We start from the raw sequence: 24,469 nt of genomic DNA on the forward strand, positions 1-24,469 counted from the left end.
TTGAACTCAGTCGGTCGAACTCCGTCAGTTGGGCTGCCCGATCGGTCGTACGACGACGGTGTTGACGTCGACGCCCTCGGGCTGCCCGACCGCCCACACGATGGAGTCGGCGATCTGGTCGGCGGTGAGCAGGCGGCCGGGCGGCAGGCTGCCGTAGCTGTCCCAGAACGGGGTCTCCACCCGTCCCGGCGCGACCAGCGTCACCCCGACGCCGAACTCCGTCACCTGCCGGCGGGTGTTCTCGGCCAGACCCGTCACCGCCCACTTCGTCGCCCCGTAGATGTTGCCCGGCGTGGGCACGAACCCGGCGACGCTGCCGACCAGCACGATCCGGCCCCGGGACTCCTTCAGGGCGTCGATCGAGGCGCGGATCAGCAGGGCGGGGCCCAGCACGTTGGTCAGCACCATCTCGGTCCACGCGGCGGGGTCGCCGTCCGCGACCGAGTCGTGGGTGGCGAAGCCGGCGTTGGCGACGACGGTGTCCAGACGGCCGTACTCCTTGAGCGTACGGTCGACCGCGGACCGTACGTCGTCGTACTCGGCCGCGTTGCCGGCGAGCGTCAACAGGCCCTCAGGGCGGCCGAGTTCCTCGGCGAAGCCGCGCAGCCGTGCCTCGGTGCGGCCGGTGACGGCCACGCGCCCGCCGGCGTCGAGCAGTCGCCGGGCGACCGCGGCGCCGATGCCGCTGCCGCCGCCGGTGATGAGCGCGACCGGAGAGTCGGTCATGGTTCCCCCTGGGACCTCGATGGAACTCGCGTTCCTGTTGGCTGGTATCGGCGAGTGCATCACTTGGAGCGCTCTCGAAGTCAAGCCGCACAGGCCTCGCGGCAGGCCGCCGAGGGGAAGTGGCGCCGCCACTCGGCCCGGGTGAGACCGCCCCGTGCCCGGGAGCACACCTAGAGAGCCGCGCGGTCGGGCGCCAACAGGGCTACCCCGGCGGCCAGATGGACCGTGGTAATGCGCAACTCACCGCCGTTCGCGGTGCGTTGCAGTGCCGCCAGCGGCTCGTCCCCGGCCGACAGGGTGGCCGGGGGCAGGGCGGGCGAGGCCGTCTCCCACACCTCCACGGATCCGTCGGGCGCGCCGCCCGCGAGGAGCGAACCGTCGGCGGAGAACGCCAGGACCACGTCGTCCACCGTGGACCCCACCGCTCTCAGGATGCCGGTCCGGCGCCAGGTGCGGGCGTCCCGGAGGGTGACGCGGCCCTGCTGGTCGGCGACCGCGAGATGGCGGCCGTCCGGGCTGAAGGCGCCCGCACGGAGGAAGTCCTCGCCGACGACCCCGTCGACTCCCTTGCGGGCCCTGCCCGTCGAGGCGTCGACGAGGGTTCCCTCGACGGTCGGTGCGGCCGGTGGGATCGACGGCGACCGCCTCCACGCCGGCCAGGGCGGGGAGGGCGACGGTGTCCTCTTCATGGCGTCCCGGCGACGCGTGTGGTCACTGGCCGGCCCGGGCTCCGTCCGCGGGCTGCGGGACCTCGGACTGGACCGCGCCCCGGTCGCCTCGCACACGCTGTACGGCACGGAGGTGCCCGCCGCCGTCCTGCGCGCCCGCATGCTGGCGACGGCGCGTGTCCTCGCGGTGGGTGACCCCGCCGGCCGCTGGACCGGGTGCCGCAGGAGGCGGTCAAGCGGCGGGTGCTCGCCGCCTACTTCGTGGCCTGCCGGACCCAGGACGTCCAGGGGGCACGGATCACGGTGTACGCCCGGCCGCCGGGCCGCTGCTGACCGTCCGGCTCCCCGGGGCCGGACTCACCCTGTGCGGACGGCCGTGTACACCGTGTGCGCCGCCAGGACGAACAGGTCCGGGCGGTGGTGCACGCTCGCCCGGTCCTCGGGGTCGAGAAGCCGGTCGAGGGTGGCGCGGTCGGTGGTGTCGAGCCGGTCTCCGAGGCCGTCGCGGAGACGGGTGAGGGAGGCGGCGGCATAGGTGCGGGCCCGGTCCGTGGTCGGCGCGGGCAGGTCGAGGAGGAAGCTGCGGGTGCCGGTCGGGCGGAGACCGGCCGCGGTCATCAGGGCCGGCCAGTCCTCGGTCTCGGCGACGGCGCCGGGCAGGTCCGCGCGCATGCCGGCGAACCACTCCTCCTCCAGCGCGTCGAGGCGCGTCTGCAGTCCGGGGCGCCCGATGCCGATGTCGCGGGGCAGGAACCGGGTGGGCAGGCCGCCCTCCAGGAGCGCGAGCGTGCCGCCGGGGGCGAGGCGGGCCGCGAAGGCGGCGAGGGCGGCGCGTTGGTCGCCGAGGTGGTGCAGGCTGCGGGCGGCCCAGACCAGGTCGGCGGGGTAGTCCAAGTCGTCGAGGATGCCGGGGAGTTCACCGGCGAGGGTGTCGAAGCGGTCGGCGACACCGAGCCGACCGGCCCGGATCCGGGCCCGTTCCAGCAGGGTGGCGGTGCCGTCGACGGCGACGACCCGGGCGCCCGGAAAGGCGTCGGCCAGCAGGCAGGAGACGACTCCGGGGCCGCTGCCGGCGTCGACGATCAGGCCCGGCTCGGTCTGCTTGTGGCCTAGCCAGGCCAGCGCGCGCTCGTACAGGGGGGTGAACAGCTCCGCCTGGTTCTCCAGCAGCGGGGCCATCTCGTTCCAGTCGATGTCGGTGTCGCCGTGCCCGTGCCTGTGCCCGTGGCCCTGGTCCGGTCCGGCGTCGTGGTCGTGGTGGTGGTGCGCCATGGGGTCAGCCTCTCGTCCGGATGACGTCAGCGTGCGCCGACGCACCGCCACGGGGCCACCACTGTTGCCGTGACAGCAACAAAAAAAGCGCGCCGCGCGGGCCGGCGAGGAGGGGCCCGAGCCACCTCCCCGAAGACTCCTCGACGCGGGAGTGCGTGATCCGTCGGGGCCGGGCCCGGGAGGGCCGACCCCGACGGGTCAGGTCATGCGGTGCTCAGTGGGTCAGAGCGCCGGGTAGGCGTTCTTCATGAGCTCCTGGAACTGTGCCGAGAACCAGTGTCCGGACAGCGGGGAGTTGGGCAGGGCGCCGGAGAGGTTGTTGCCGTTGCGCGGGTTGCCCGTGTAGGTCGGGTCGCACATCCGGTCGAAGCCCTTGCCCTCGTCGTTCGGGATCGCGGTGCTGGAGCCGTCGGACTCGCCCGGAGGCTTCACCCAGACGTAGGCGTCGATCCCGGCGGCCGGGTTGGCCCGCGGGCGTTCACCGAGACCGGCACCGGACTGGTTGCACCAGTTGCCGATGTGGATGCGGCGGTCGTAGCGGCCACCCTCGATGTAGGTGTCCACGGTGGTCGTGGCGCCGGGTCCGGCGGGCCGCGCGGTGCCGCCCCAGCCGTTGCGGGAGGTGTCGATCAGCATGCCGATACCGGAGTTGAAGCCGGTGGTGACCAGCTGGTTGCGGAAACCTTGGGCGAACGACAGCTCGTCGACGTAGCGGTTCCAGTCGACCCACTTGGACTCACGGACCGACTTGCCGGCCACGGAGTCGTTGATGGTGAAGTTGTTCTCCTTCAGGGCGCTGTAGTTGGCCGTGTTGGTGATGAAGCCGTGGACGTCGTTGACCGTGGCGCCCTCGCTGGTCGCGGCCTCCTTCATGATGTTGGCGCTGGCGGCGAAGTTGTCGTCCCAGCCGATCCAGCCGTGGTGGCCGGCGTCGATGTAGTTGTAGACGTTGCCGGCGTCACCGAGCTTGTTCAGGGCGTAGCCGACGCCCTTCTGGTAGTTGCCGTTGGCCTTCATGACGTCGCAGGCCGGGGTGGCCGTGGGGCGGCTTCCGGTGTTGGTGACGAGATTGGGCAGCGAGTCGATCTCGATGGTGGTGACGATCCGCAGGCCCGCGTACTTGGCGTCGGCGAGGATCGCGGCGATCGGGTCGATGTACGCCGTCTTGTAGCGGTCGATCTCCGTCGGGCCGAGTTCGCCGTTGGAGGCGAGGGCGGAGCAGTCACGTCCGGGCAGGTTGTAGATGACCAGTTGGACGACGAGTTCGCCGGTGCCCTTCTGGGTCAGCGCCGTGTCGAGGTGGTCGCGCAGGCCCATACCGCCGTTCACGCCGTTGATGGCGGCGATCCGGTCCAGCCATACAGCGGTGGGCTGGTTGGCGATCCGGCTGCCGCCGGTCTCGGCGGCGGCCTTCGCGGACCACTCCGGGTTCACGTACACCTTGGCGCCGGTGTAGGGGTTGTCGACCCGGGTGCCCGGGGTTCCGGGGTCGGTCGGGTCGGTGCCGCCGTCGTCGACGTTGCAGGTCACGCCGTCGAGGGTGAAGGTGGTCGGGAGGGCGTTGCCGCCGCTGTAGCTGCCCTGGAAGCCGAAGCTGGCCGAACCGCCGGTGGCGAGCGTGCCGTTGTACGACTCGTTGGCGGCGGTGACGGCGGTGCCGCTCTGGCTGATCTTGGCGTTCCAGCCGCTGGTGACCTTCTGGTTGCCGGCGTAGGACCACTTCACCGCCCAACTCGACTTGGCGGCACCGTTGTTGGTGACGGTGACGGCGGCGGTGAAGCCGGTGTCCCACTGGTTCTGCACCTTGTAGTCGACGGTGCACGGGACGGCGGCGATGCCGACGTCCCCGGGTACGACGGCGACGGCCGTCCCGGAGGCCCCGGCGACCAGCGCCAGGGCGGCGAGCAGAGCAGTTCTGGTACGACTCATGAGTGCGGGTTCCTTCTCGGTTGCGGGTGTACGGCCCTTCGGTGCGGGTGTTGGCCCTTCGTGCGGGTCTTGGCCCTTCGTGCGGGTATCGGCCGTTCCGTGCGGGCGTCAGCCGTTCTGGGCGCGCAGATGGTCACGCAGCCCGATGCCGAACGCGGTGGGTGTGCCGTCGTAGCCGGAGATCAGGGCCGGGCCGGAGCCGCAGTCCCAGGTGTTCCAGGTCCAGCCCAGATACGACAGGCCACGGTCGTCGAACCACTTCATGACCTGGTCGATGAAGCCGTGTGCGCAGGTGTTCTCGCCGATCTCCCCGGCCACCAGCGGCACTTGGGCGGCGACCGGGGCGAGTGTGGAGTTCCAGCAGCTCTCGTTCGAGCAGGTGTTGAAGTTGTACACGTGCCAGGCGGCGGCGAGATTGCCCGCCGGGTCGGTGGGTCGGTGCGCGAGCCACTGGCCGAGGTCGTTGGAGTAGGCGATCCCGCCGGCCAGGATCAGGTTGGTGGCGCCGGTGTTCCGTACGGCGTCGACGAGATCCTGCATTCCGGCGACCTCGTACCCGATGCCGGGGCAGGTGCCGCCGTCCCGCCAGCACTGCCACGCCTGGGTGGTCGTGGTGGTGGCGCGGTCGGGATAGGGCTCGTTGAACAGGTCGAAGACGACGGTCGGGTCGTCCTTGAAGGTGTTCGCCACCGAGGTCCAGAAGGCCGGCGCGTACCGCATGCCGGGCATCGGCTTCTGGCAGCCGGCGTGCACGTCGGTGCAGCCGGCGGAGTTGCCGGTGTACTGGCCGTAGGACCAGTGCAGTTCGAGCATCGGCGTCATGCCGTGCGCCTTCACCTTCGCCACCAGGTCCATGACGGCGTCGATGTAGTGGGCGCCGGCGTACTGCGCCTGGATGTGGGAGAGGCCCAGCCAGCACTCCTCGTTGAGGGGGATACGGACGGTGTTGACGTTCCAGTCGGCGATCGCCCGGACGGAGGCGTCGTCGACCGGGCCGTCGAAGATGCCGCGGCCCTGGACGCACATGAACTCGCCGCCCGAGCGGTTCACACCGAGCAGTCGGCGGGTGGCGCCCGTGGCGTCCACGAGCTTGTTGCCGGAGGCCCGCAGGACGGGCACCGTGCCGTCGGTGGGGTCCGGCGGATCGGTCGGGTCGGTCGGCTCCGGGGTGGGGGACGGTGCGGTGTCGACGTTGCAGAGGGTGCCGTTGAGCCGGAACGACGTCGGTGCGGCGGTGTTCCCCGACGTGCTGGCGAGGAACCCGGCGCCGACGCTCGCTCCGGTGCCGAGGGAGCCGTTGTAGCTCTCGTTGGCCGCGGTGACCGTGGTGCCGGACTGGGACCACTTGGCGTTCCAGCCCTGACCGACCTTCTGACCGTTCCCGAGGTCGAAGGTCAGGCTCCAACCACTGACGGCCGTCGTGTGGTTGGTGATGCTCACGGCACCCTGGAAGCCGGTGGCCCACTGACTGGTGACCGTGTACTCGACCGTGCACGCGGGTGCGGCCCCGGCTGCCGTGACCGCTGCGACCGTCATGGACCCGACAACTGCAAGGGCGCCGGCGACGGCTAAAAGTACTGAACGCGGGGGATGTCGCATGAGCGACTCCTTGCAGTTCGGGCGCGCCGTGACGGACGCGTCGACTGATGGAACCGCTCCCACTGGTGTCAACGAAGCTAGCGCCAAGTGACGGCAAAGAACAGAGGAGTAACTGACTTTCCCTCAACACCCATCGTCGAATCTTTTCGACTCTTCAAGCACCTTGACCCCTCTCACCCTCGTCCTCACTATGGGAGCGCTCCCACTGGTTCAAGCCTTGACATCTCCGAGCCGCGAGGAGGAACCAGCACATGGCCCCCAGAACGAGACGCCGGACCGCCCGGCGTTTGTGGACCGCTGTCGTGGCGGCCCTGGCACTTCCGTTCACGATGCTCACTACGGGTTCAACTCCCGCACAGGCGGCACCACTTCAGTGCAGCGTCGACTACAAGACGAATGACTGGGGCTCCGGTTTCACCGCGGATCTGACCCTCACCAATCGCGGCACGGATCCCATCACCGGCTGGTCCCTCACCTACGGCTACGCGGGCAACCAGAAGCTCTCGAACGGGTGGAACGGCACCTGGTCCCAGTCCGGCCAGGCGATCACGGTGACGAACGCGTCGTACAACGGGACGATCGCCGCCGGCGCCTCCGTCTCCACCGGGGCGCAGTTCACCTACAGCGGCACGAACGCCAACCCGTCCAACTTCGCGGTGAACGGCACCAGTTGTGTCGGTGCGCACCAGCCGCCGATCACCGTGCTGACCAGCCCGGCCGCGGGCGCGGTCTACTCGCAGGGCAACGCCGTACCGCTCGCGGCGACCGCCGCCGCCGCGGACGGCGCGACGATCAGCAAGGTGGAGTTCTACGACAACACCACACTGCTGGGCACCGACACCTCGGCCCCGTACACGCTCTCGGCCTCAAGCTTGACCGTGGGCAGTCATTCTCTGCTGGCCAAGGGGTACGACAGCCTCGGCGCGTCCGCGGAGTCCACCCCGGTCGGCATCACGGTCGCCTCGGGTCCCGCCGTGGTGGCCTCGACCGGCCAGCTGGCCGTGCAGCAGGGCAAGACGGGCACCTTCGACGTGCGGCTGTCGACCCAGCCGTCCGCCAACGTGACCGTCACGACCGCCCGGGCGAGCGGCAACACGGGGCTGTCCGTCACCGGCGGGGCGTCCCTCACCTTCACCCCGGCCAACTGGAACACGGCGCAGCGGGTGACGGTCACGGCCAACGCCTCGGGCACCGGTGCGGCGACCTTCGAGTCGACGGCGACCGGTCATGCGAAGTCCTCGGTGACGGTCACCCAGATCGCCGCGGCGGGCGAGTACGACGCCCGGTTCCTGGAGCTCTACGGGAAGATCACCAATCCGGCCAGCGGCTACTTCTCCCCCGAGGGCATTCCGTACCACTCGGTGGAGACGCTGATCGTCGAGGCCCCGGACCACGGGCACGAGACGACCTCGGAGGCGTACAGCTACCTCCTGTGGCTCCAGGCCATGTACGGCAAGGTCACCGGCGACTGGACCAAGTTCAACGGCGCCTGGGACATCATGGAGAAGTTCATGATCCCCACCCACGCCGACCAGCCGACGAACTCCTTCTACAACCCCTCGAAGCCGGCGACCTACGCACCGGAGCTGGACACGCCGAACGAGTACCCGGCGAAGCTCGACGCGTCGGTTCCGGCCGGATCGGACCCGATCGCCGGTGAGCTGAAGAGCGCCTACGGCACGGACGACGTCTACGGCATGCACTGGCTGCAGGACGTCGACAACGTCTACGGCTACGGCAACGCGCCGGGCAAGTGCGAGGCGGGCCCGGCCGACACCGGACCGTCGTACATCAACACCTTCCAGCGCGGCGCGCAGGAGTCGGTGTGGGAGACGGTGCCGCAGCCGACCTGCGACGCCTTCAAGTACGGCGGCAGGAACGGCTACCTGGACCTGTTCACCGGTGACGCGTCCTACGCCAAGCAGTGGAAGTTCACCAACGCCCCGGACGCCGACGCGCGGGCCGTGCAGGCCGCGTACTGGGCCGACCTCTGGGCGAAGGAACAGGGCAAGGGCTCCGCGGTCTCCGCGACCGTGGGCAAGGCCGCGAAGATGGGCGACTACCTGCGGTACTCGATGTACGACAAGTACTTCAAGAAGATCGGCAACTGCGTCGGACCGTCGACCTGTGCGGCGGGCACCGGCAAGGACGCCTCGATGTACCTGATGTCCTGGTACTACGCGTGGGGCGGCGCCAACGACACCTCGGCCGGCTGGGCCTGGCGCATCGGCTCCAGCCACGCGCACGGCGGTTACCAGAACCCCCTGGCCGCCTACGCGCTCAGCTCCTACGCCGACCTGAAGCCCAAGTCGGCGACAGGACAGGCGGACTGGGCCAAGTCCCTCGACCGGCAGCTGGAGTTCTACCGCTGGCTGCAGTCGAACGAGGGCGCCATCGCCGGCGGCGCGACCAACAGCTGGGCGGGCCGCTACGCGCCCCCGCCGGCCGGGAAGTCGACGTTCTACGGCATGTACTACGACCAGCAGCCCGTCTACCACGACCCGCCGTCCAACCAGTGGTTCGGCTTCCAGGCGTGGTCGATGGAGCGGGTGGCCGAGTACTACCAGCAGACGGGCGACGCGGACGCCAAGGTCGTCCTCGACAAGTGGGTCGACTGGGCACTGTCCAAGACGACCATCAACCCGGACGGCACCTATCTGATCCCGTCGACGCTCCAGTGGTCGGGCCAGCCCGACACCTGGAACGCGTCAAGTCCCGGCAGCAACACGGGACTTCACGTCACCGTCGCCGACTACACCAACGACGTCGGCGTGGCCGCCGCGTACGCCAAGACCCTGACGTACTACGCCGACCGCTCCGGAGACACCGAGGCCGCCACCACGGCCAAGGCCCTCCTCGACGGCATGTGGGACAACCACCAGGACAGCCTCGGTATCGCCGTCCCGGAGACCCGCGCCGACTACAACCGCTTCGACGACAGCGTGTACGTCCCGAGCGGCTGGACCGGCACCATGCCGAACGGCGACGCGATCAACGGCTCGTCGACCTTCGACTCGATCCGCTCCTTCTACGAGGACGACCCGGCCTGGTCGAAGATCGAGGCGTACCTGGCGGGCGGAGCCGCGCCCTCCTTCACGTACCACCGGTTCTGGGCCCAGGCGGACATCGCCCTGGCCATGGGTTCGTACGCGGAGCTTCTCGAATAGCCCCCGCCGAGCGCTCCGCGGGTTGGGCGGTGTTCGACCGCGGGTCCGCTGTGGCTGGTCGCGCAGCTCCCCGCGCCCCTGAAGGGCGCGCACGCACCGTCTTCCCCGGAACCGCTGGTGAGTTCCGCGTTCGAGGTCCCGCCACCTGACGGCGGGACCGACCGGCCGGGCGGCCCCCTCCCGCACTGGGGGCCGCCCGGCACCTCTCGCTCTACGTGGAAAGCGCTTACCCTCCGCACCTTCCCGAATCCCCCCATCCGGAAAGGACCCCCCGTGCGAAGAGCCCACATCCTCACGGCGGTGCTGGCACTGGCCGCCGGACTGCTCGCGGGCACCCCGCCCGCGCTGGCCGCCCCGGCCACTCCGGCCGCGAAAGCGGTCGTCGCGGCCGACACGTACACCTGGAAGAACGCGCGTGTCGACGGCGGCGGTTTCGTCCCCGGCATCGTCTTCAACCAGGCCGAGAAGAACCTCGCGTACGCCCGCACCGACATCGGCGGTGCCTACCGCTGGCAGCAGTCCACGAAGACCTGGACCCCGCTGCTGGACTCCGTCGGCTGGGACGACTGGGGGCACACCGGCGTCGCGAGTATCGCCTCCGACGCGGTGGATCCGAACAAGGTGTACGCGGCCGTCGGCACCTACACGAACAGCTGGGACCCCGGCAACGGGGCGGTGCTCAGGTCCGCCGACCGGGGCGCCAGCTGGCAGAAGACGAACCTGCCCTTCAAGTTGGGCGGCAACATGCCCGGCCGGGGCATGGGCGAGCGGCTCGCGATCGACCCGAACAGGAACAGCGTGCTGTACCTCGCCGCGCCGAGCGGCAAGGGCCTGTGGCGGTCGACGGACTCCGGTGTCACCTGGTCGCAGGTGAGCGGCTTCCCCAACGTGGGGAACTACGCCCAGGATCCGAGCGACACCAGCGGCTACGCCAGCGACAACCAGGGCGTCGTCTGGGTCACCTTCGACAAGTCGACGGGCACCGCGGGGGCCGCGACGAAGACGATCTACGTCGGGGTCGCCGACAAGGACAACGCGGTGTACCGGTCGACGGACGCGGGCGCGACCTGGACGCGGGTCGCCGGGCAACCGACGGGATACCTCCCGCACAAGGGCGTGCTGGACACCGCGGGCGGCAACCTGTACATCGCGTACAGCGACAAGGGCGGCCCGTACGACGGCGGCAAGGGCCGGCTGTGGCGGTACGCGACCGCGACCGGCACCTGGACGGACATCAGCCCGGTCGCCGAGGCCGACACCTACTACGGCTTCAGCGGGCTGACGGTGGACCGGCAGAAACCCGGCACCCTGATGGCCACCGCGTACAGCTCCTGGTGGCCCGACACCCAGTTCTTCCGTTCCACGGACAGCGGCGCGACCTGGACGAAGGCGTGGGACTACACCTCGTATCCCAACCGCTCGAACCGCTACACGATGGACGTGTCGTCCTCCCCCTGGCTGAGCTGGGGCGTGAGCCCCTCGCCGCCCGAGCAGACCCCGAAGCTGGGCTGGATGACCGAGTCGCTGGAGATCGACCCGTTCGACTCGAACCGGATGATGTACGGGACGGGCGCCACGGTCTACGGCACCGAGAACCTCACCAACTGGGACAGCGGGAGCCAGTTCACCATCAAGCCGATGGTGCAGGGCCTGGAGGAGACCGCGGTCAACGACCTCGCCTCACCGCCCTCGGGCGCCCCGCTGCTGAGCGCCCTGGGTGACATCGGCGGCTTCCGTCACACGGACCCGACGAAGGTCCCGCCGATGATGTTCACCTCGCCGAACTTCACCACGACGACGAGTCTGGACTTCGCCGAGACGACCCCCGACACCGTGGTCCGGGTGGGCAACCTCGACTCGGGGCCGCATATCGGGTTCTCGACGGACAACGGCGCCAACTGGTTCGCGGGCACCGACCCTTCGGGGGTGAGCGGGGGCGGCACGGTCGCCGCGGCGGCCGACGGCAGCCGGTTCGTGTGGAGCCCGGAGGGCACGGGCGTGCGGTACACGACGGGCTTCGGCTCGTCGTGGTCGGCCGCCGTCGGCATCCCGGCCGGCGCGGTCGTCGAGTCGGACCGGGTCGACCCGAAGACCTTCTACGGCTTCAAGTCGGGCAAGTTCTACGTCAGTTCGGACGGCGGCGCGACCTTCGCCGCATCCCCCGCGACCGGTCTGCCCGCCGGTGACAGCGTCCGCTTCAAGGCGCTGCCCGGCACCAAGGGCGATGTGTGGCTGGCGGGCGGCGCGAGCGACGGTGCGTACGGTCTGTGGCACTCCACCGACTCGGGCGCGACCTTCACCAAGCTCCCCGGCGTCGAGCAGGCCGACACCATCGGCTTCGGCAAGGCGGCGACGGGGGCGTCGTACCAGACCCTCTACACCAGCGCGAAGATCGCCGGTGTCCGCGGCATCTTCCGCTCCACCGACAAGGGCGCGACCTGGACCCGCGTCAACGACGATGCCCACCAGTGGGGTTGGACGGGAGCGGCGATCACGGGCGACCCGCGGGTGTACGGCCGCGTGTACGTGTCGACGAACGGCCGTGGCGTGATCTACGGCGACAGCTCGGACGCGGGCGGCGGTGGCGGCGGTACGGATCCGACCCCCACCGGCGCCTGCACGGTGACCTACAAGGTCACCAACCAGTGGTCGGGCGGCTTCCAGGCGGACGTCCAACTGGCCAACACGGGCTCGACTCCCTGGACCGGCTGGGCACTTGCCTGGTCCTTCTCGGACGGACAGTCGGTCTCCCAGGTCTGGAACGCCGAACACACCCAGTCCGGCACGGCGGTGACGGCCAGGAACGTCGGCTGGAACGCCAACGTGGCCGCGGGTTCCTCGGTCGGCTTCGGCTTCACCGCAAGCTGGTCGGGCACGAACACGAAACCGACGGCCTTCAAGCTGGGCGACCGCACCTGCACGGTCGGCTGACCCCGACCCGGATCCGGGGGCGCGGGCCGGTGCGGCCCGCGCCCTCGTGCGGTTACGGGGTGTAGACCGTGGGCCGCGGTGCCGTCGGCATCCCGTTGCCGATGAAGAAGCTCGGGTGCGGCGGCTGGTTGTATGCCGTGTTCTGCCAGGCCAGGCCGGTGCGGTACATCGTGTCGTGGAGCAGGGTGGTGATCTTGGTGGTGGTCTCGACGGGCGTCGAGTAGATGCGCAGGGCCGTGTTGGACGACGTCGGCCAGACGACCTCCTCGCGCCAGTCGCCGAGGATGTCGCCGGAGAGGGAGGGCGTCGCCTTGGTGCTGTTGTTGGAGTGGACGCCGGAGCCGGTCAGGAGGCGGGTGTCGGCGGAGGTGCCGTACTTGTCGATGTGGGTGCCGTCGAGGAGTTCGCGGACGGTGTCGCCGTCCCACCAGGACAGGAAGTTGGCGGAGGACGGTTCGCGGCCCTTGGTGGCGCCCGACTCGTCACGGACGGAGCTGTCGGAGGCGGACCAGACCTCGGCGCCGTCGTTGCCGGCCCAGATGTCGCCGGCCACGCCGCGGCCGTTGTCGCAGCAGGCGGCGAGCCTCCAGTTGACCGTGCCGTCGGCCGGGTTGATGTACAGCTCGGCGGGCTGCGAGGTGGACTCGGAGACCTTGAAGTACTCCAGTCCCGGGTGCGACGGGTCGAGGTCGCCGAGGTGCTGGGCGTCGCCGTGGCCGGTCTTCGTGGTCCACAGGCCGTTGCCGTTGTCGTCGACGGCCATCGCACCGTAGACGATCTCGTCCTTGCCGTCGTTGTCGACATCGCCGACGGAGAGGCTGTGCGAGCCCTGGCCGTCGTATCCCTTGCCGGTGTTGGTGGAGGAGGTGGTGTCGAAGGTCCAGCGGCGGGTGAAGGTGCCGTTGCGCCAGTCCCAGGCGGCGATCACCGAACGGGTGTAGTAGCCGCGCGCCATGATCAGGGAGGGGCGGGCGCCGTCCAGGTAGGCCGTTCCCGCGAGGAAGCGGTCGACGCGGTTGCCGTAGGAGTCGCCCCATGAGGAGACCGTGCCGCGCGCCGGCACATAGCCGACGCTCTGCATCGCCCTGCCGGTCTGACCGTTGAACATGGTCAGGTACTCGGGGCCGGACAGGACGTAGCCGCTGGAGTTGCGGTGGTCGGCCGAGGAGCTGCCGATGACCGTGCCGGTGCCGTCGACCGTGGCGTCGGCGGTCTTCATGGCGACCTCGGCCTTGCCGTCGCCGTCGTAGTCGTACGCCTGGAACTGCGTGTAGTGCGCGCCGGAACGGATGTTGCGCCCCAGGTCGATACGCCACAGGCGGGTGCCGTCGAGTGTGACGCCGTCGACGATCGTGTTGCCGGTGTAGCCGGACTGGGAGTTGTCCTTGGCGTTGGTGGGCTGCCACTTGAGGACGAAGTCGAGGGCTCCGTCGCCGTCGAGGTCGGCGACGGAGGCGTCGTTGGCCTCGTAGGTGTAGGCGACGCCGTCGGGGGTGGTGCCCCCGGCGGGCGGGCTGATGGGTACGTCCGTGTAGCCGGTGCGGAGTTGGACGGCGTGCACGGAGTCGGCCTGCTCCACACCGCCGACGATCGCGCGGACCGTGTAGTCGGCCTGGGCGGGGGCGCCGGAGTGGAAGTAGTTCGTGGAGCCGGTGACCGGCGTGGAGTTGACCTTCGTGCCGGCCCGGTAGACGTTGAAGGAGACGTCGTTCGGATCGGTGCCGAGCCAGCGCCAGCTGACCAGGTTGCCGCTGTCGGTGTGCACGCTGACGACACCGCGGTCGAGCCTCTCGACCTGGCTGGCGGTGGCGGCTTCGGCGGTGTCGGCGCCGAGCGTCGCGGTGAGTCCGGCACCGACGAGCGCCGCCACCGCGGTGGCCACGGTGAGCACCACACGGCGTCTGCGGTGCCTGAAGGGGGGCGGAGGGGACTGCGTCCGCGGGCTCGGGTGCGGGTTCGGCAGCTCGTTCGGGTGCGGGTGCGGGGTCTGCACGGGGCGAACCTCCTGGGGGGACGGACGGGTTCCGTTCCCCCTCAGTCGCCGCCGTCCGTGGCGAAGTTGCCGTATCTCTCGGCCAATTCGGCGACCGTGCGGGCCATCTTCGCCCGCAGCTCGGGCGGTTCGAGAACCTCGATGCCGGTGCCCAGGCGCAGGAAGTCGGCGTGGGCGCGGTCGAGGGACTCGATGGGGACGGTGTGCACGGTCCAGCCGTCCTCGTCCGTACGTCCGCCGCCCCCGGCCTGCCCGCCCGGTCCGCCCGGTCCGACGCCGGGCGCCAGGCGTACCACCGCCTCGCCCTGCCGGAGCCGGGCGTGGAAGTCACGCTGGTACGCCGTCCAGTAGCCGGCCAGGTCGAAGGCGTCGGGACGGATGAACTCCTCGTCCGTGGTGGCGAGTTCGAGGATCTGGTCGACGCGGAAGGTGCGAGGTCCGGGGCCGGCGACGACGTACCAGCGCCCGGCCTTGAGGACGAGTCCGTACGGTTCGAGGCGCCGCCGCACGTCAGTGGGTGTGCGCCAGCGGCGGTAGACGACCTCCAGGACGCGGTGGTGCCACACCGCGTCGGCGACCACGGACAGGTACGGCGTCTCGTCCGCGTCCGCGTACCAGCCCGGGGCGTCCAGGTGGAAGCGGCCGCTGATCCGGTCGGCGTGGGCACGCAGTTCGGGCGGCAGGGCCGCGCGGACCTTGAGCTGGGCGGCGGCCAGCACGGACCCGAGACCGAGGTCGGCGGCGGGACCGGGGACCCCGGAGAGGAACAGGGCCTCGGCCTCCCCCGCGGTGAGGCCGGTGAGACGGGTGCGGTAGCCGTCGAGGAGGCGGTAGCCGCCGGCGTGGCCCGCGTCGCCGTACAGCGGGATGCCGGCGGCGCTCAGCGCTTCGACGTCCCGGTAGACCGTGCGGACGGACACCTCCAGTTCCGCGGCGAGCTGGGCGGCGGTCATCCGGCCGCGGGTCTGGAGCAGCAGCAGGACCGAGACGAGACGGGCGGACCTCATCCGTCCAGGATGCCGCACTTCACTGACAGCAGGTGTCAGTGAAGTGGTCCTAGCGTGCCGTCCATGGCCTTCGAGAAGAGATTCAGCGAGAAGCTGCTGACCGTGCCGCCGCCGATCGAGGTGGCGGGGCGGCACATCAAGCGCTACCACGTCACCGCGGACCCGGCGGGCATCGCACCCGACGTGGAGAAGGCGGCGTACGAGATCCTGCCGCAACTGCTGCCGGAGCCGGACGGCACCCCGCCGGCGACCTTCGTGGTGCTGCACCGGGGCGGGGACGACGGCGCCTACCTCAACGCGTACAGCTGGGTGTGGGACAACGTCCTGCACTTCCGGGGCGCCGCCGCGGGGCAGCCCGTCCTCGGCTGTCCGGACGGCGACCCGACGCACTTCGTCACGCCGGACCTGCCGTGGATCGGCTGCGTCTGGGAGCTGCCGCCGATCCTGCACGAACGGGACGCCTGGGTACGGCACCTGCTCGCCCCCGAAGTCCCCGACCTGGACGCCTACTTGGCCGACTCCCTGCCCGCCGGGACCACCGGAGACCGCTGAGGAGCCGGTGACCGGGCGTTTCGGGGGCGCTCGGGGATTCGGCCACCCGGACGACCGACCACCTCAGGGACTTCGGTCGGCCTTCCGGAACGCCAGCACCGTGAACACGGGGTCGGGGCGGGGCCGGTCCTGGTCGGGGAGCGCCTCCAGGCGGGCCGCGAACCGTTCGGCGAGCGGGCCGCCGGGCGGCAGCCGGGTGAACCAGCCGCGCCGCAGGTCCTCGACCGTGCTGCGCGGGCTGCGGCCCTGTCCGACACCGGGGAACCGGGCCCTGCCGACCGGATGCAGTCCGCCGGCGACCGCGTACGCCGTGACGGATCCGGCGGCGTCCTGGGCCGGCCGGCGCGGTCGCGGGGCGAGGACCGCGTCGATGTCGCTGCCCACGTCGTGGGCGGCCGCCTTGTCGACGGTGGTGACGTACACGCCACCCGGCCGCAGTACGCGGGCGCACTCGGCGACGACGGCCCGCACGTCGCCGGGACCGTCGAGGAGGTGCAGCAGCCAGACACTGGTGACGGCGTCGAACGCGCCGTCGGGGAACGGCAGTCGGCGGCTGTCCGCGAGGACGATCGCCCCGGGCAGTCGTGCCGCCGCCGTCCGGGCCATCCCAAAGGTGAGGTCCACGCCCGTCACCCGCAGGGCGGGCCGGGCCGCGGCCAGGCGCCGGGTGACGATACCCGTGCCGCAGGCGACATCGAGGAGACGACCGGCTCGGTCGGGAATCAGACCGAGGACGGCGTCGGCTGCCGCGGCGGCTCTGGGTTCGCCGCCGCGGGTGGCGTCGTAGACCTCGGCCTCCTTGTCGTAGTCCAGCACCTGCCTCACTGGGCTCCGTGGCCGGGGGCGAGCGCCTCCACCTTCGTCGCGAGCTCGAAGTCCAGCTCGGTCACGGCCCCGCCCACGCTGTGGGTGTTCACCGTGAGGGAGACGGTGTCGTAGCCGAGGGTGAGGTCGCTGTGGTGGTCGAGTTCCTCCTGGACCTGGGCGATGTGCACGACCATCGCCGTGGCGGCGAAGTGCGTGGAGAGCCGGTAGGAACGGGCCAGACGGTCGCCGTCGAGCGACCAGCCGGGCAGTTCCGCGAGCCGGTCCTCGATCTCCTTCTGCGACAGTGGTGCGACGGGCATGACCTCGCTCCTTCCGGGACGCCGGGGTACGCGGAGGTACGCCGGGATGTTTCCTCAGCCTGCCACAGCCGGGCGGCTTCGGTCCTGGTCAGACGGGTTCCCGGTGGTCGGCCGCGGACACCTCCGGCGGCCTCGCCGTACCGGGCGCGATCGCTCGGCCACGGTCCTCGGCTACGGTCGTCGGTATGACCCCTCTCGTGTCCGGTTCCGCCGCGTCCTCCGGCAGCCCCGGCGGCCAGGGGGTGGGACCGCTGCTGCGGGCCTGGCGGGAGCAGCGGCGGGTGAGTCAGCTGGAGTTGGCGTCGCGTGCCGACTCCTCGGCCCGGCACATCAGCTTCATCGAGACGGGCCGTTCGCGGCCGAGCGAGGAGATGGTGCTGCGACTGGCCGAGCATCTCGACGTCCCCGTCCGGGAGCGCAACGCGCTGCTGCTGGCGGCGGGTTACGCCCCGCACTATCCCGAGACCCCCTTGGACGACCCGGCGCTGGACGCCCTGCGCGAGGGCGTGGAGCGGCTGATCCAGGGCTACGAACCGTATCCGGCGTTCGTGGTCGACGCGATGTACGACGTCGTCGCGGCCAACCGGGGCATCCTGATGCTGCTCGACGGCATCCCGGAGTTCCTGCTCGCGCCGCCGCTCAACGCCATGCGGCTGACCCTGCACCCCCAGGGCCTGGCCCCGCGGATCCGCAACCTCCGTGCGTGGCGCGGGCATCTGCTGGACCAGATGGAACGGCAGATCGCGCTGTACCGCTCGCAGCCGCTGCGGGCGTTGTACGAGGAGGTCGCCGCGTACCCGTTGCCGACGTCAGCGGCAGTGGCAGCGGTAGCGGCGGAGACAGAGGGGGCGGACGACGGGCCGGACGGTCGACCGGCCGAGCCCGTCGCGTACTTCGCGCTGCCGATGCAGATCGAGCACGAGGGCCGGACGCTGTCGTTCATCTCCTCCATCTCCACCTTCAACACCCCGATGGACGTCACCGTCGCCGAGCTGGCCATCGAGACACTGCTCCCGGCCGACCCGGCGACCGCCAAGTACCTTCACACGCTGCTGTCCTGACGAGCCCTCAGAGTCGCGTACTGCAGCAGGGCGAAGCCGGCGACGGCGCATGCCTGGAGCACCGTCCACACCGCGCCGGCCGTGGTCGGGGACAGCCACAGGCCCAGCGCGACCAGACTCAGCACCGCCCAGGCGAGGTTGGCCTCGATCACGGCCCGCACCGGCAGCGCGGCCGGACGGGCACGGGCGGCGAGGACGCCGACGGCCGCCGCGTACGCGGCGAGGAAGCCACCGAGGGCGAGCAGCAGCCCGGAGTCGGCCCCGAGGAAACGGCCGAGCGGGCCGGAGGCGGCGAGATAGGCGAGGCCGTTGGCACCGGTCACCAGGGCGTCCAGGACGAGGAAGCGACGCAGCACGGTGTGCGGGTCGGAGGTACGGGCGAGCGTGGCGAGCTGGGTCGCGGACATGGCGAATCACCCTCCGTCGAGGTCGGGTCAGGTCAGGTCGGATCAGATCGGGGCGGAGCTGGAGGGGACCGGAGGGAAAGGGGCAGAGCGGCTGGATGCCGGCCCCGGGGTCCCCGGTACCGGGCCCCGGACCGGAGTGCGCCGACCCGGAACCCGTTGGCACCACGATCCCGTCCCCGGGCGCCCCGGTCGATTACCCCCGAGGTAATCCAGGCCGCCGACCCGGCCCGAGGCCCCGCCCGCAGCACCGGGCCACGCACCCCGCCCACGGGCAAGCACCGACACACGGGACCCAACGGACAACTCCCCGCCCACAAGTCCCATCCGCCTCTTCGGGACTGATGAGACCGGCTGCGGAACATGGCACACTGCACGCTAGTTACGACGCGTAGGGGAGGCGTGACGTGAGTGAGCGGCGCCCCGCGCCCACCGTGGGTCAGGTGGTGCTCGGCAGACGCCTGCAGGAGCTGCGGGAAGCGGCCGACCTCAAACGCGAGGAGGCCGCGCAGGTGCTGCGGGTGGCCCCGGCGACCGTACGGCGGATGGAGATGGCCGAGGTCGCACTGAAGATACCGTATGTCCAGGTGCTGTTGGAGACGTACGGTGTCGGCGCCGACGAGGTGGCCGCCTTCGTGCAGCTGGCCGAGGAGGCGAACCGGCCGGGCTGGTGGCAGCGGTTCCACGATGTGCTGCCGGAGTGGTTCAGCCTGTATGTGAGCCTGGAGGGTTCGGCCCGGCTCATCCGTTCCTACGAACCGCACTTCGTGCCGGGCCTGTTGCAGACCGAGCCGTACGCGCGGGCCGTCATGGAGTCGGGAACGATCGGGCAGACCGGGCCGGGGGCGATCGACCGGCATGTGACCCTGCGCATGGAGCGGCAGCGGCTGCTGGAGCGCGCGGACCCGCCCCACCTGTGGGTGATCATGGACGAGACGGTGCTGCGGCGGCCGGTGAGCATCCGTGGCGAGGTCATGCGCGACCAGTTGGACCGGCTCCTGGAGTTCGCCGAGCACGACCGGATCACGCTGCAGATCGCGGAGTTCGAGGAAGGTCCGCATCCGGGGACGTACGCGCCGTTCTCGTTGTTCCGCTTCGCCGAGCCGGAGCTGCCCGACATGGTCTTCACCGAGTATCTGACCGGCGCGCTGTATCTCGACTCGCGCAAGGAGGTGGCCACGCATCTGGAGGTGCTGGACCACATGTCGGCGCGCGCCGCGTCGGCCGAGCGCAGCAAGAAACTGCTCAGGGACCGCCGCGAGGACTTCTGAGCCCCGCACGGCCCCACTGCCCGACTCCACCTCTGACGGCACGGTCCGTACGGCCCCGCTCCACCCCGATGGCACGGTCCGCCCGACCCCGAATCGGCCCGAGACGAACCCGAGGAGACGACGCCGTATGACCGGTTCCGACGCCGTGCCCACCCCCGTCGACACCAGCCGGCCGCATCCGGCCCGGGTGTACGACTGGTGGCTGGGCGGCAAGGACAACTACCCGGTGGACGAGGAGCTGGCCCGGAAGATCCTCGCCGTGGACGCCACGGTGCTGCGCGGGGCGCGCGCCAACCGCCGGTTCATGCAGCGGGCGACCCGGGTGGCCGCCGAGGCGGGGATCCGGCAGTTCCTGGACATCGGCACCGGCATTCCCACCGAGCCGAACCTGCACCAGGTGGCGCAGGGCGTCGCCCCGGAGGCGAAGGTCGTGTACGCGGACAACGACCCGATCGTGCTGCGGCACGCGGAGGCCTTGCTGCACGGTTCGCCGGAGGGCTCCACCACCTACATCCACGGGGACGTCCGCGACCCCGACACGATCCTGGGCCGCGCGGCGGAGTCCCTGGACTTCGGGCAGCCGGTCGCCCTGTCCCTGGTGGCGCTCACCCACTACCTCGACGACGCGGCCGACGGCGACGACGTACACGGTCTGCTGCGGCGTTACGTCGAGGTCCTCGCCCCCGGCAGCCTGCTGATCCTGTCGCAGGTCACCCCGGACCTGAACCCGGAGGCGATCACCAAGGCGGCCGAGCACTTCCGCCGCAGCGGCACGTCCTTCCACCCCCGCTCCCTCGCCGAGTTCTCGCGCTTCTTCGACGGCCTGGAGCTGCTGGGCCCCGGCGTGATCCCGGTCTCCGGGTGGCGGCCCGAGCCGGAGGACGTGGCGGTGCAGGCGGAGGGCATCGTGCCGGTGTACGCGGGGGTCGCCCGCAAGGCTTGACCCGGACCCGAGGCGTCCTGACCCGTACGGGTGCCGTCAGCGGGTGGGCTCCCCCGCCCCGCCCTAGGTTCGAAGCAGCCGCGGGCAGGCACGGGAACGCCCGGGACGGGCATCCGGGCCCGCCCGCGTCCGACCACCGACGATGCGGAGGACGCCCGATGCCCTCGGACGCGGTGCTGTACCAGGCGGCGGCGCTCTGCCTGACCTACCCGGACGACGACTTCCGTGCCCGGCTGCCCCTGCTGCGCGAAGCCGCCCCGCCGCTCAGGGAGTTCACCGATCACGCGACCCTCACGCCCGCGCGGGACCTGGCGGCGCACTACGTCCGCGTCTTCGACTCCGACCACCGGCACAGCCTGTATCTGGGCCGGTGGCGCGGCAGATCGGCGGTCCGGTTCGAGGACGCCTACCGGGCGCACGATCTGGAACTCACCGGCGAGGAACGGCCGGACTTCCTGCCCGCGGTGCTGGAGCTGACGGCCCGCACCGGCGAGACCGAACTGCTCACCGGGCACCGGGCGGGCCTGGAAGAACTCCGTTCCCGCCTCACCGCCTTCGGTACGCCGTACGCCTCCGTCCTGGACGCGGTCTGCGCCACCCTGCCGATCGCCCGCTGACGAGGGTCACCGGTCGCCCTGGCTCCGTCCGTCCCGGCCCGGACCGTCCGGGTCCCGCTCGTCGTCGACGATCTCGGCGTCCACCACGCCCTCGTCCTCCTGCGCCGAGGCCGACGAGCCCGAAGACCCCGACGAGGCGTTCCGGTCGGCGTCCGTGTCCTCCGGCGGGCTCTGCCGGTCGGCGGACCGGGCGTACATCGCCTGACCCATCTTCTGGCTGACGGAGGCGAGTTGCTCGACGCCGCCCCGCAGGGCGGTCGTCTCGGCGTTCTCCTCCAGAAGGCGCTTCAGGTCGGCGACGGCGGACTCGACGTCGGCCTTGGCGTCGGCGGGCACCTTGTCGTCGTTCTCGCGGAGGAACTTCTCGGTCTGGTAGACGAGTTGCTCGGCCTGGTTGCGGGTCTCGGCCGCCTCGCGCCGCCCGCGGTCCTCCTCGGCGTACTGTTCGGCGTCCCGCATCATGCGGTCGATGTCCTCCTTGGGGAGGGCCGAGCCGCCGGTGACGGTCATCTTCTGTTCGCGGCCGGTGGCGAGATCCTTGGCGAAGACGTGCATGATGCCGTTCGCGTCGATGTCGAAGGCGACCTCGATCTGCGGGACACCGCGCGGGGCGGGCGGCAGGCCGGTGAGGTCGAAGACGCCGAGCTTCTTGTTGTAGGCGGCGATCTCACGTTCGCCCTGGTAGACCTGGATGCCCACCGAGGGCTGGTTGTCGGTGGCCGTCGTGAAGATCTCCGAACGGCGGGTGGGGATCGTGGTGTTGCGTTCGATGAGCTTGGTCATGATGCCGCCCTTGGTCTCGATGCCCAGGGACAGCGGGGTGACGTCGAGGAGCAGGACGTCCTTGACGTCGCCGCGGATGACACCCGCCTGGAGGGCCGCGCCGACGGCGACGACCTCGTCGGGGTTGACGCCCTTGTGCGGATCCTTGCCGGTGAGTTCCTTGACCAGGTCGGTGACGGCGGGCATCCGGGTGGAGCCGCCGACGAGGATGACGTGGTCGATCGCGGCGAGCTGGATGCCGGCGTCCTTGACGGCCTGGTGGAAGGGGGGCTTGCAGCGGTCCAGGAGGTCGGCGGTCAGCTCCTGGAACTGGGCCCGGGTCAGCTTCTCGTCGAGGTGCAGGGGTCCTTCGGCGGAGGCGGTGACGTAGGGGAGGTTGACGGTCGTCTCGGAGGACGAGGACAGTTCGATCTTCGCCTTCTCGGCGCCCTCGCGCAGGCGTTGCAGGGCCATCTTGTCCTTGCCGAGGTCGACGCCGTACTGGCCCCTGAACTTCTTGACGAGGTACTCGACGACCCGCTGGTCCCAGTCGTCGCCGCCGAGGTGGGTGTCGCCGTTGGTGGCCTTGACCTCGATGACGCCGTCGCCGATCTCCAGGAGCGACACGTCGAAGGTGCCGCCGCCGAGGTCGAAGACGAGGACGGTCTGCTCCTCGCCCCGGTCGAGGCCGTAGGCGAGGGCGGCGGCGGTCGGTTCGTTGATGATCCTGAGGACCTTCAGACCCGCGATCTCCCCGGCCTCCTTGGTGGCCTGGCGCTGGGTGTCGTCGAAGTGGGCGGGGACGGTGATCACCGCGTCGGTGACGTCCTCGCCCAGGTAGGCCTCCGCGTCCCGTTTGAGTTTCTGCAGCACCCGCGCGGAGAGTTCCTGGGCCCGGTAGCGGGTGCCGTCGATGCCGCCCTCGTCGGGGAAGCGCCAGTCCGCGGCGCCCATGTGGCGCTTCATGGAGCGGGCGGTGCGTTCGACGTTGGTCACGGCCTGCCGTTTGGCGACCTCGCCGACGAGCACCTCGCCGTTCTTCGCGAAGGCCACGACCGACGGTGTGGTCCTGGCCCCTTCCGCGTTCGCGACGACGGTGGGTTCGCCGCCCTCCAGGACGGCGACCACCGAGTTCGTGGTCCCGAGATCGATTCCGACCGCACGTGCCATCGCTGTCCCCTTCCGCCAGGGAGCTTCCCGCACAGTCCGCCCGGGAGCTTCACGCACTCCAGCACAAAACTTGAGTGCGCTCTTGTCAATGGGTGCGCTCGTCCTGCCTGCCGCCCCGCAGCGCGACCGCGCGCCGGGGCCGGTCGGTGACCAGGACGTCCACCCTGGGGTCCGCGAGGAACGCGCGCATCGACGGTTCCTCGTTGACGGTCCACACCATGGTGTACAGGCCGTGCCGGGCCGCCTCGCGCAGGACGCCGGCGCGTGCCAGGCCCTGGTGGACGGCGATCCCGCCCGCTCCGCAGGCACGGACCCGGCGTATCGGCAGCAGTTCGCTCAGCCGGGTCCCCGGCAGCCGGAGCGGGCCGACGTCCTTGCGGTCGCGGCCCAGGGACAGCACCGTCCGGACCCCGGGGAAGGCCCGCGCGACGGCGGCGACGGAGGCGTCCTCCAGGGTGGTCGCGACGAAACCGTCCACGCCGAGCAGGGCGACGGCCCGGTCGACCAGTGCGCGCTCGTGGCCCACTTCCTTCAGGTCCAGGTGCCCGACGAGCTTTCCGGCGATCAGCGCCATGACGTCGTCGACGACCGGCACCGGGTATCCGGCGCGGTCGCGGAGTTCGGTGTGCGTGATCCGCGAGACGAGCGGGCCGGTGTGCGCGACGCGGGCGTCGTGGTGGACGACGAACACGCCGTCGGCGGTGCGGCGGATGTCGAACTCGACGTATTCCGCACCGGATTCGATCGCGTCCTCGTACGCCTCCCAGGTGGCGGCGGCGGCGCGTTCGGAGCCTCCCCGGTGGGCCGACACGGCGGGTCCTCGCGGCATGGGTCAGCTCCCGGAGGCGGATCGGGGCGGCACCGGTGCGGGCGGTGTCCCGTCGGGCGGTGCCGGAAGAGGGCCGGAGCGTCGGCCGGCCCGCCTGACCGGGACGGGCACGGAGAGCACCTGCTCGCCGGACCTCGGATGGGGTGCGACGCGGCCGACGTCGTAGCGGTCGGCGAGGGCGCCCGCCGGGCACATCCGGCCGGACAGGCTGAACAGCGGTACCGCGCGGGCGAGTTCGCGTGTGGCGGAGTCGAGTACCGTCGCCCCGCCGGTGGTTCCCGGCCCCATCACATCCCCTTCGACGCCGTCATCGTGATACCCCTCCCCCGGGTCACGAACCGGCCGTGGGGGGGGGGGGGGGGGGGGGGGGGGGGGGGGGGGGGGGGGGGGGGGGGGGGGGGGGGGGGGGGGGGGGGGGGGGGGGGGGGAGGGGGGGGGGGG

20 protein-coding genes are annotated in these 24,469 nt (G+C 71.1%); 7 read left to right on the forward strand and 13 right to left on the reverse strand.

What is annotated here, in order from left to right:
* Positions 1-24: 24 nt before the first annotated feature.
* The 5 genes from ACZ5VD_RS09015 to ACZ5VD_RS09035 form a co-directional block, all read right to left on the reverse strand.
* Positions 25-726 (reverse strand): SDR family oxidoreductase, encoded by a 702-nt coding sequence (locus ACZ5VD_RS09015; protein ID WP_468551175.1) that lies wholly within the window; start codon positions 724-726, stop codon positions 25-27.
* 170 nt (positions 727-896) lie between these two features.
* On the reverse strand, positions 897-1,415 hold the full coding sequence (locus tag ACZ5VD_RS09020; RefSeq protein ID WP_468551174.1) for a WD40 repeat domain-containing protein: 519 nt from the start codon (positions 1,413-1,415) through the stop codon (positions 897-899).
* A 336-nt stretch (positions 1,416-1,751) separates the two neighbouring features.
* On the reverse strand, positions 1,752-2,666 hold the full coding sequence (locus ACZ5VD_RS09025) for a class I SAM-dependent methyltransferase (protein WP_468681627.1): 915 nt from the start codon (positions 2,664-2,666) through the stop codon (positions 1,752-1,754).
* 222 nt (positions 2,667-2,888) lie between these two features.
* Positions 2,889-4,595 carry a glycoside hydrolase family 6 protein gene (locus ACZ5VD_RS09030; RefSeq protein ID WP_468551171.1) on the reverse strand — a complete coding sequence of 569 codons (1,707 nt, stop codon included), beginning with the start codon at positions 4,593-4,595 and terminating at the stop codon, positions 2,889-2,891.
* Between the two features lie 108 nt (positions 4,596-4,703).
* Positions 4,704-6,194, reverse strand: coding sequence for a cellulase family glycosylhydrolase (locus ACZ5VD_RS09035; protein ID WP_468681628.1), 1,491 nt, complete (start codon positions 6,192-6,194; stop codon positions 4,704-4,706).
* 251 nt (positions 6,195-6,445) lie between these two features.
* Between ACZ5VD_RS09035 and ACZ5VD_RS09040 the strand changes: the two genes are divergently transcribed.
* Both ACZ5VD_RS09040 and ACZ5VD_RS09045 read left to right on the forward strand, forming a co-directional pair.
* Positions 6,446-9,361 carry a glycoside hydrolase family 48 protein gene (locus ACZ5VD_RS09040; RefSeq protein ID WP_468681630.1) on the forward strand — a complete coding sequence of 972 codons (2,916 nt, stop codon included), beginning with the start codon at positions 6,446-6,448 and terminating at the stop codon, positions 9,359-9,361.
* Positions 9,362-9,634: 273 nt separating this feature from the next.
* Complete coding sequence (locus ACZ5VD_RS09045; RefSeq protein WP_468681631.1) at positions 9,635-12,292, forward strand: cellulose binding domain-containing protein; 2,658 nt, start codon at positions 9,635-9,637, stop codon at positions 12,290-12,292.
* 52 nt (positions 12,293-12,344) lie between these two features.
* Here the strand turns inward: ACZ5VD_RS09045 and ACZ5VD_RS09050 are convergent, their stop codons facing one another.
* Both ACZ5VD_RS09050 and ACZ5VD_RS09055 read right to left on the reverse strand, forming a co-directional pair.
* Positions 12,345-14,183: a rhamnogalacturonan lyase gene (locus ACZ5VD_RS09050; protein WP_468681697.1), complete on the reverse strand. Its 1,839-nt coding sequence runs from the start codon at positions 14,181-14,183 to the stop codon at positions 12,345-12,347.
* 143 nt (positions 14,184-14,326) lie between these two features.
* Positions 14,327-15,292: a helix-turn-helix transcriptional regulator gene (locus ACZ5VD_RS09055; RefSeq protein ID WP_468681632.1), complete on the reverse strand. Its 966-nt coding sequence runs from the start codon at positions 15,290-15,292 to the stop codon at positions 14,327-14,329.
* Positions 15,293-15,355: 63 nt separating this feature from the next.
* Between ACZ5VD_RS09055 and ACZ5VD_RS09060 the strand changes: the two genes are divergently transcribed.
* A complete protein-coding gene (locus ACZ5VD_RS09060; protein ID WP_468681634.1) occupies positions 15,356-15,844 on the forward strand; it encodes a hypothetical protein in 489 nt (162 codons plus the stop codon).
* Positions 15,845-15,907: 63 nt separating this feature from the next.
* Here the strand turns inward: ACZ5VD_RS09060 and ACZ5VD_RS09065 are convergent, their stop codons facing one another.
* On the reverse strand, positions 15,908-16,660 hold the full coding sequence (locus tag ACZ5VD_RS09065; RefSeq protein WP_468681699.1) for a class I SAM-dependent methyltransferase: 753 nt from the start codon (positions 16,658-16,660) through the stop codon (positions 15,908-15,910).
* A gap of 5 nt (positions 16,661-16,665) precedes the next feature.
* The gene (locus ACZ5VD_RS09070; RefSeq protein ID WP_468551165.1) at positions 16,666-16,971 is read right to left on the reverse strand and encodes a 4a-hydroxytetrahydrobiopterin dehydratase; all 306 of its coding nucleotides are present in this window, start codon (positions 16,969-16,971) and stop codon (positions 16,666-16,668) included.
* Positions 16,972-17,156: 185 nt separating this feature from the next.
* Here ACZ5VD_RS09070 and ACZ5VD_RS09075 point away from each other — a divergent pair, with 185 nt between their 5' ends.
* Entirely contained in the window at positions 17,157-18,032 is an 876-nt protein-coding gene (locus ACZ5VD_RS09075) for a helix-turn-helix domain-containing protein (protein ID WP_468681635.1), read from the forward strand.
* Here ACZ5VD_RS09075 and ACZ5VD_RS09080 read toward each other — a convergent pair.
* On the reverse strand, positions 18,014-18,439 hold the full coding sequence (locus ACZ5VD_RS09080) for a hypothetical protein (RefSeq protein ID WP_468681636.1): 426 nt from the start codon (positions 18,437-18,439) through the stop codon (positions 18,014-18,016). The genes ACZ5VD_RS09075 and ACZ5VD_RS09080 overlap by 19 nt on opposite strands.
* 404 nt (positions 18,440-18,843) lie before the next feature.
* Here ACZ5VD_RS09080 and ACZ5VD_RS09085 point away from each other — a divergent pair, with 404 nt between their 5' ends.
* The 3 genes from ACZ5VD_RS09085 (at position 18,844) to ACZ5VD_RS09095 (ending at position 21,267) form a co-directional block, all read left to right on the forward strand.
* A complete protein-coding gene (locus ACZ5VD_RS09085) occupies positions 18,844-19,707 on the forward strand; it encodes a helix-turn-helix domain-containing protein (RefSeq protein ID WP_468551162.1) in 864 nt (287 codons plus the stop codon).
* 127 nt (positions 19,708-19,834) lie between these two features.
* On the forward strand, positions 19,835-20,650 hold the full coding sequence (locus ACZ5VD_RS09090) for an SAM-dependent methyltransferase (protein WP_468681638.1): 816 nt from the start codon (positions 19,835-19,837) through the stop codon (positions 20,648-20,650).
* A gap of 158 nt (positions 20,651-20,808) precedes the next feature.
* Complete coding sequence (locus tag ACZ5VD_RS09095; RefSeq protein WP_468681640.1) at positions 20,809-21,267, forward strand: nitrate reductase molybdenum cofactor assembly chaperone; 459 nt, start codon at positions 20,809-20,811, stop codon at positions 21,265-21,267.
* Between the two features lie 6 nt (positions 21,268-21,273).
* Here the strand turns inward: ACZ5VD_RS09095 and dnaK are convergent, their stop codons facing one another.
* From dnaK to ACZ5VD_RS09110, 3 genes are all read right to left on the reverse strand, one after another.
* Positions 21,274-23,199, reverse strand: coding sequence for a molecular chaperone DnaK (gene dnaK, locus ACZ5VD_RS09100; protein ID WP_468681642.1), 1,926 nt, complete (start codon positions 23,197-23,199; stop codon positions 21,274-21,276).
* 85 nt (positions 23,200-23,284) lie between these two features.
* Positions 23,285-24,028 (reverse strand): glycerophosphodiester phosphodiesterase family protein, encoded by a 744-nt coding sequence (locus tag ACZ5VD_RS09105; RefSeq protein ID WP_468551158.1) that lies wholly within the window; start codon positions 24,026-24,028, stop codon positions 23,285-23,287.
* 3 nt (positions 24,029-24,031) lie between these two features.
* A complete protein-coding gene (locus ACZ5VD_RS09110; RefSeq protein WP_468681644.1) occupies positions 24,032-24,316 on the reverse strand; it encodes a hypothetical protein in 285 nt (94 codons plus the stop codon).
* Positions 24,317-24,469: the final 153 nt, after the last annotated feature.

Source organism: Streptomyces sp. NPDC032822 (assembly GCF_055578825.1).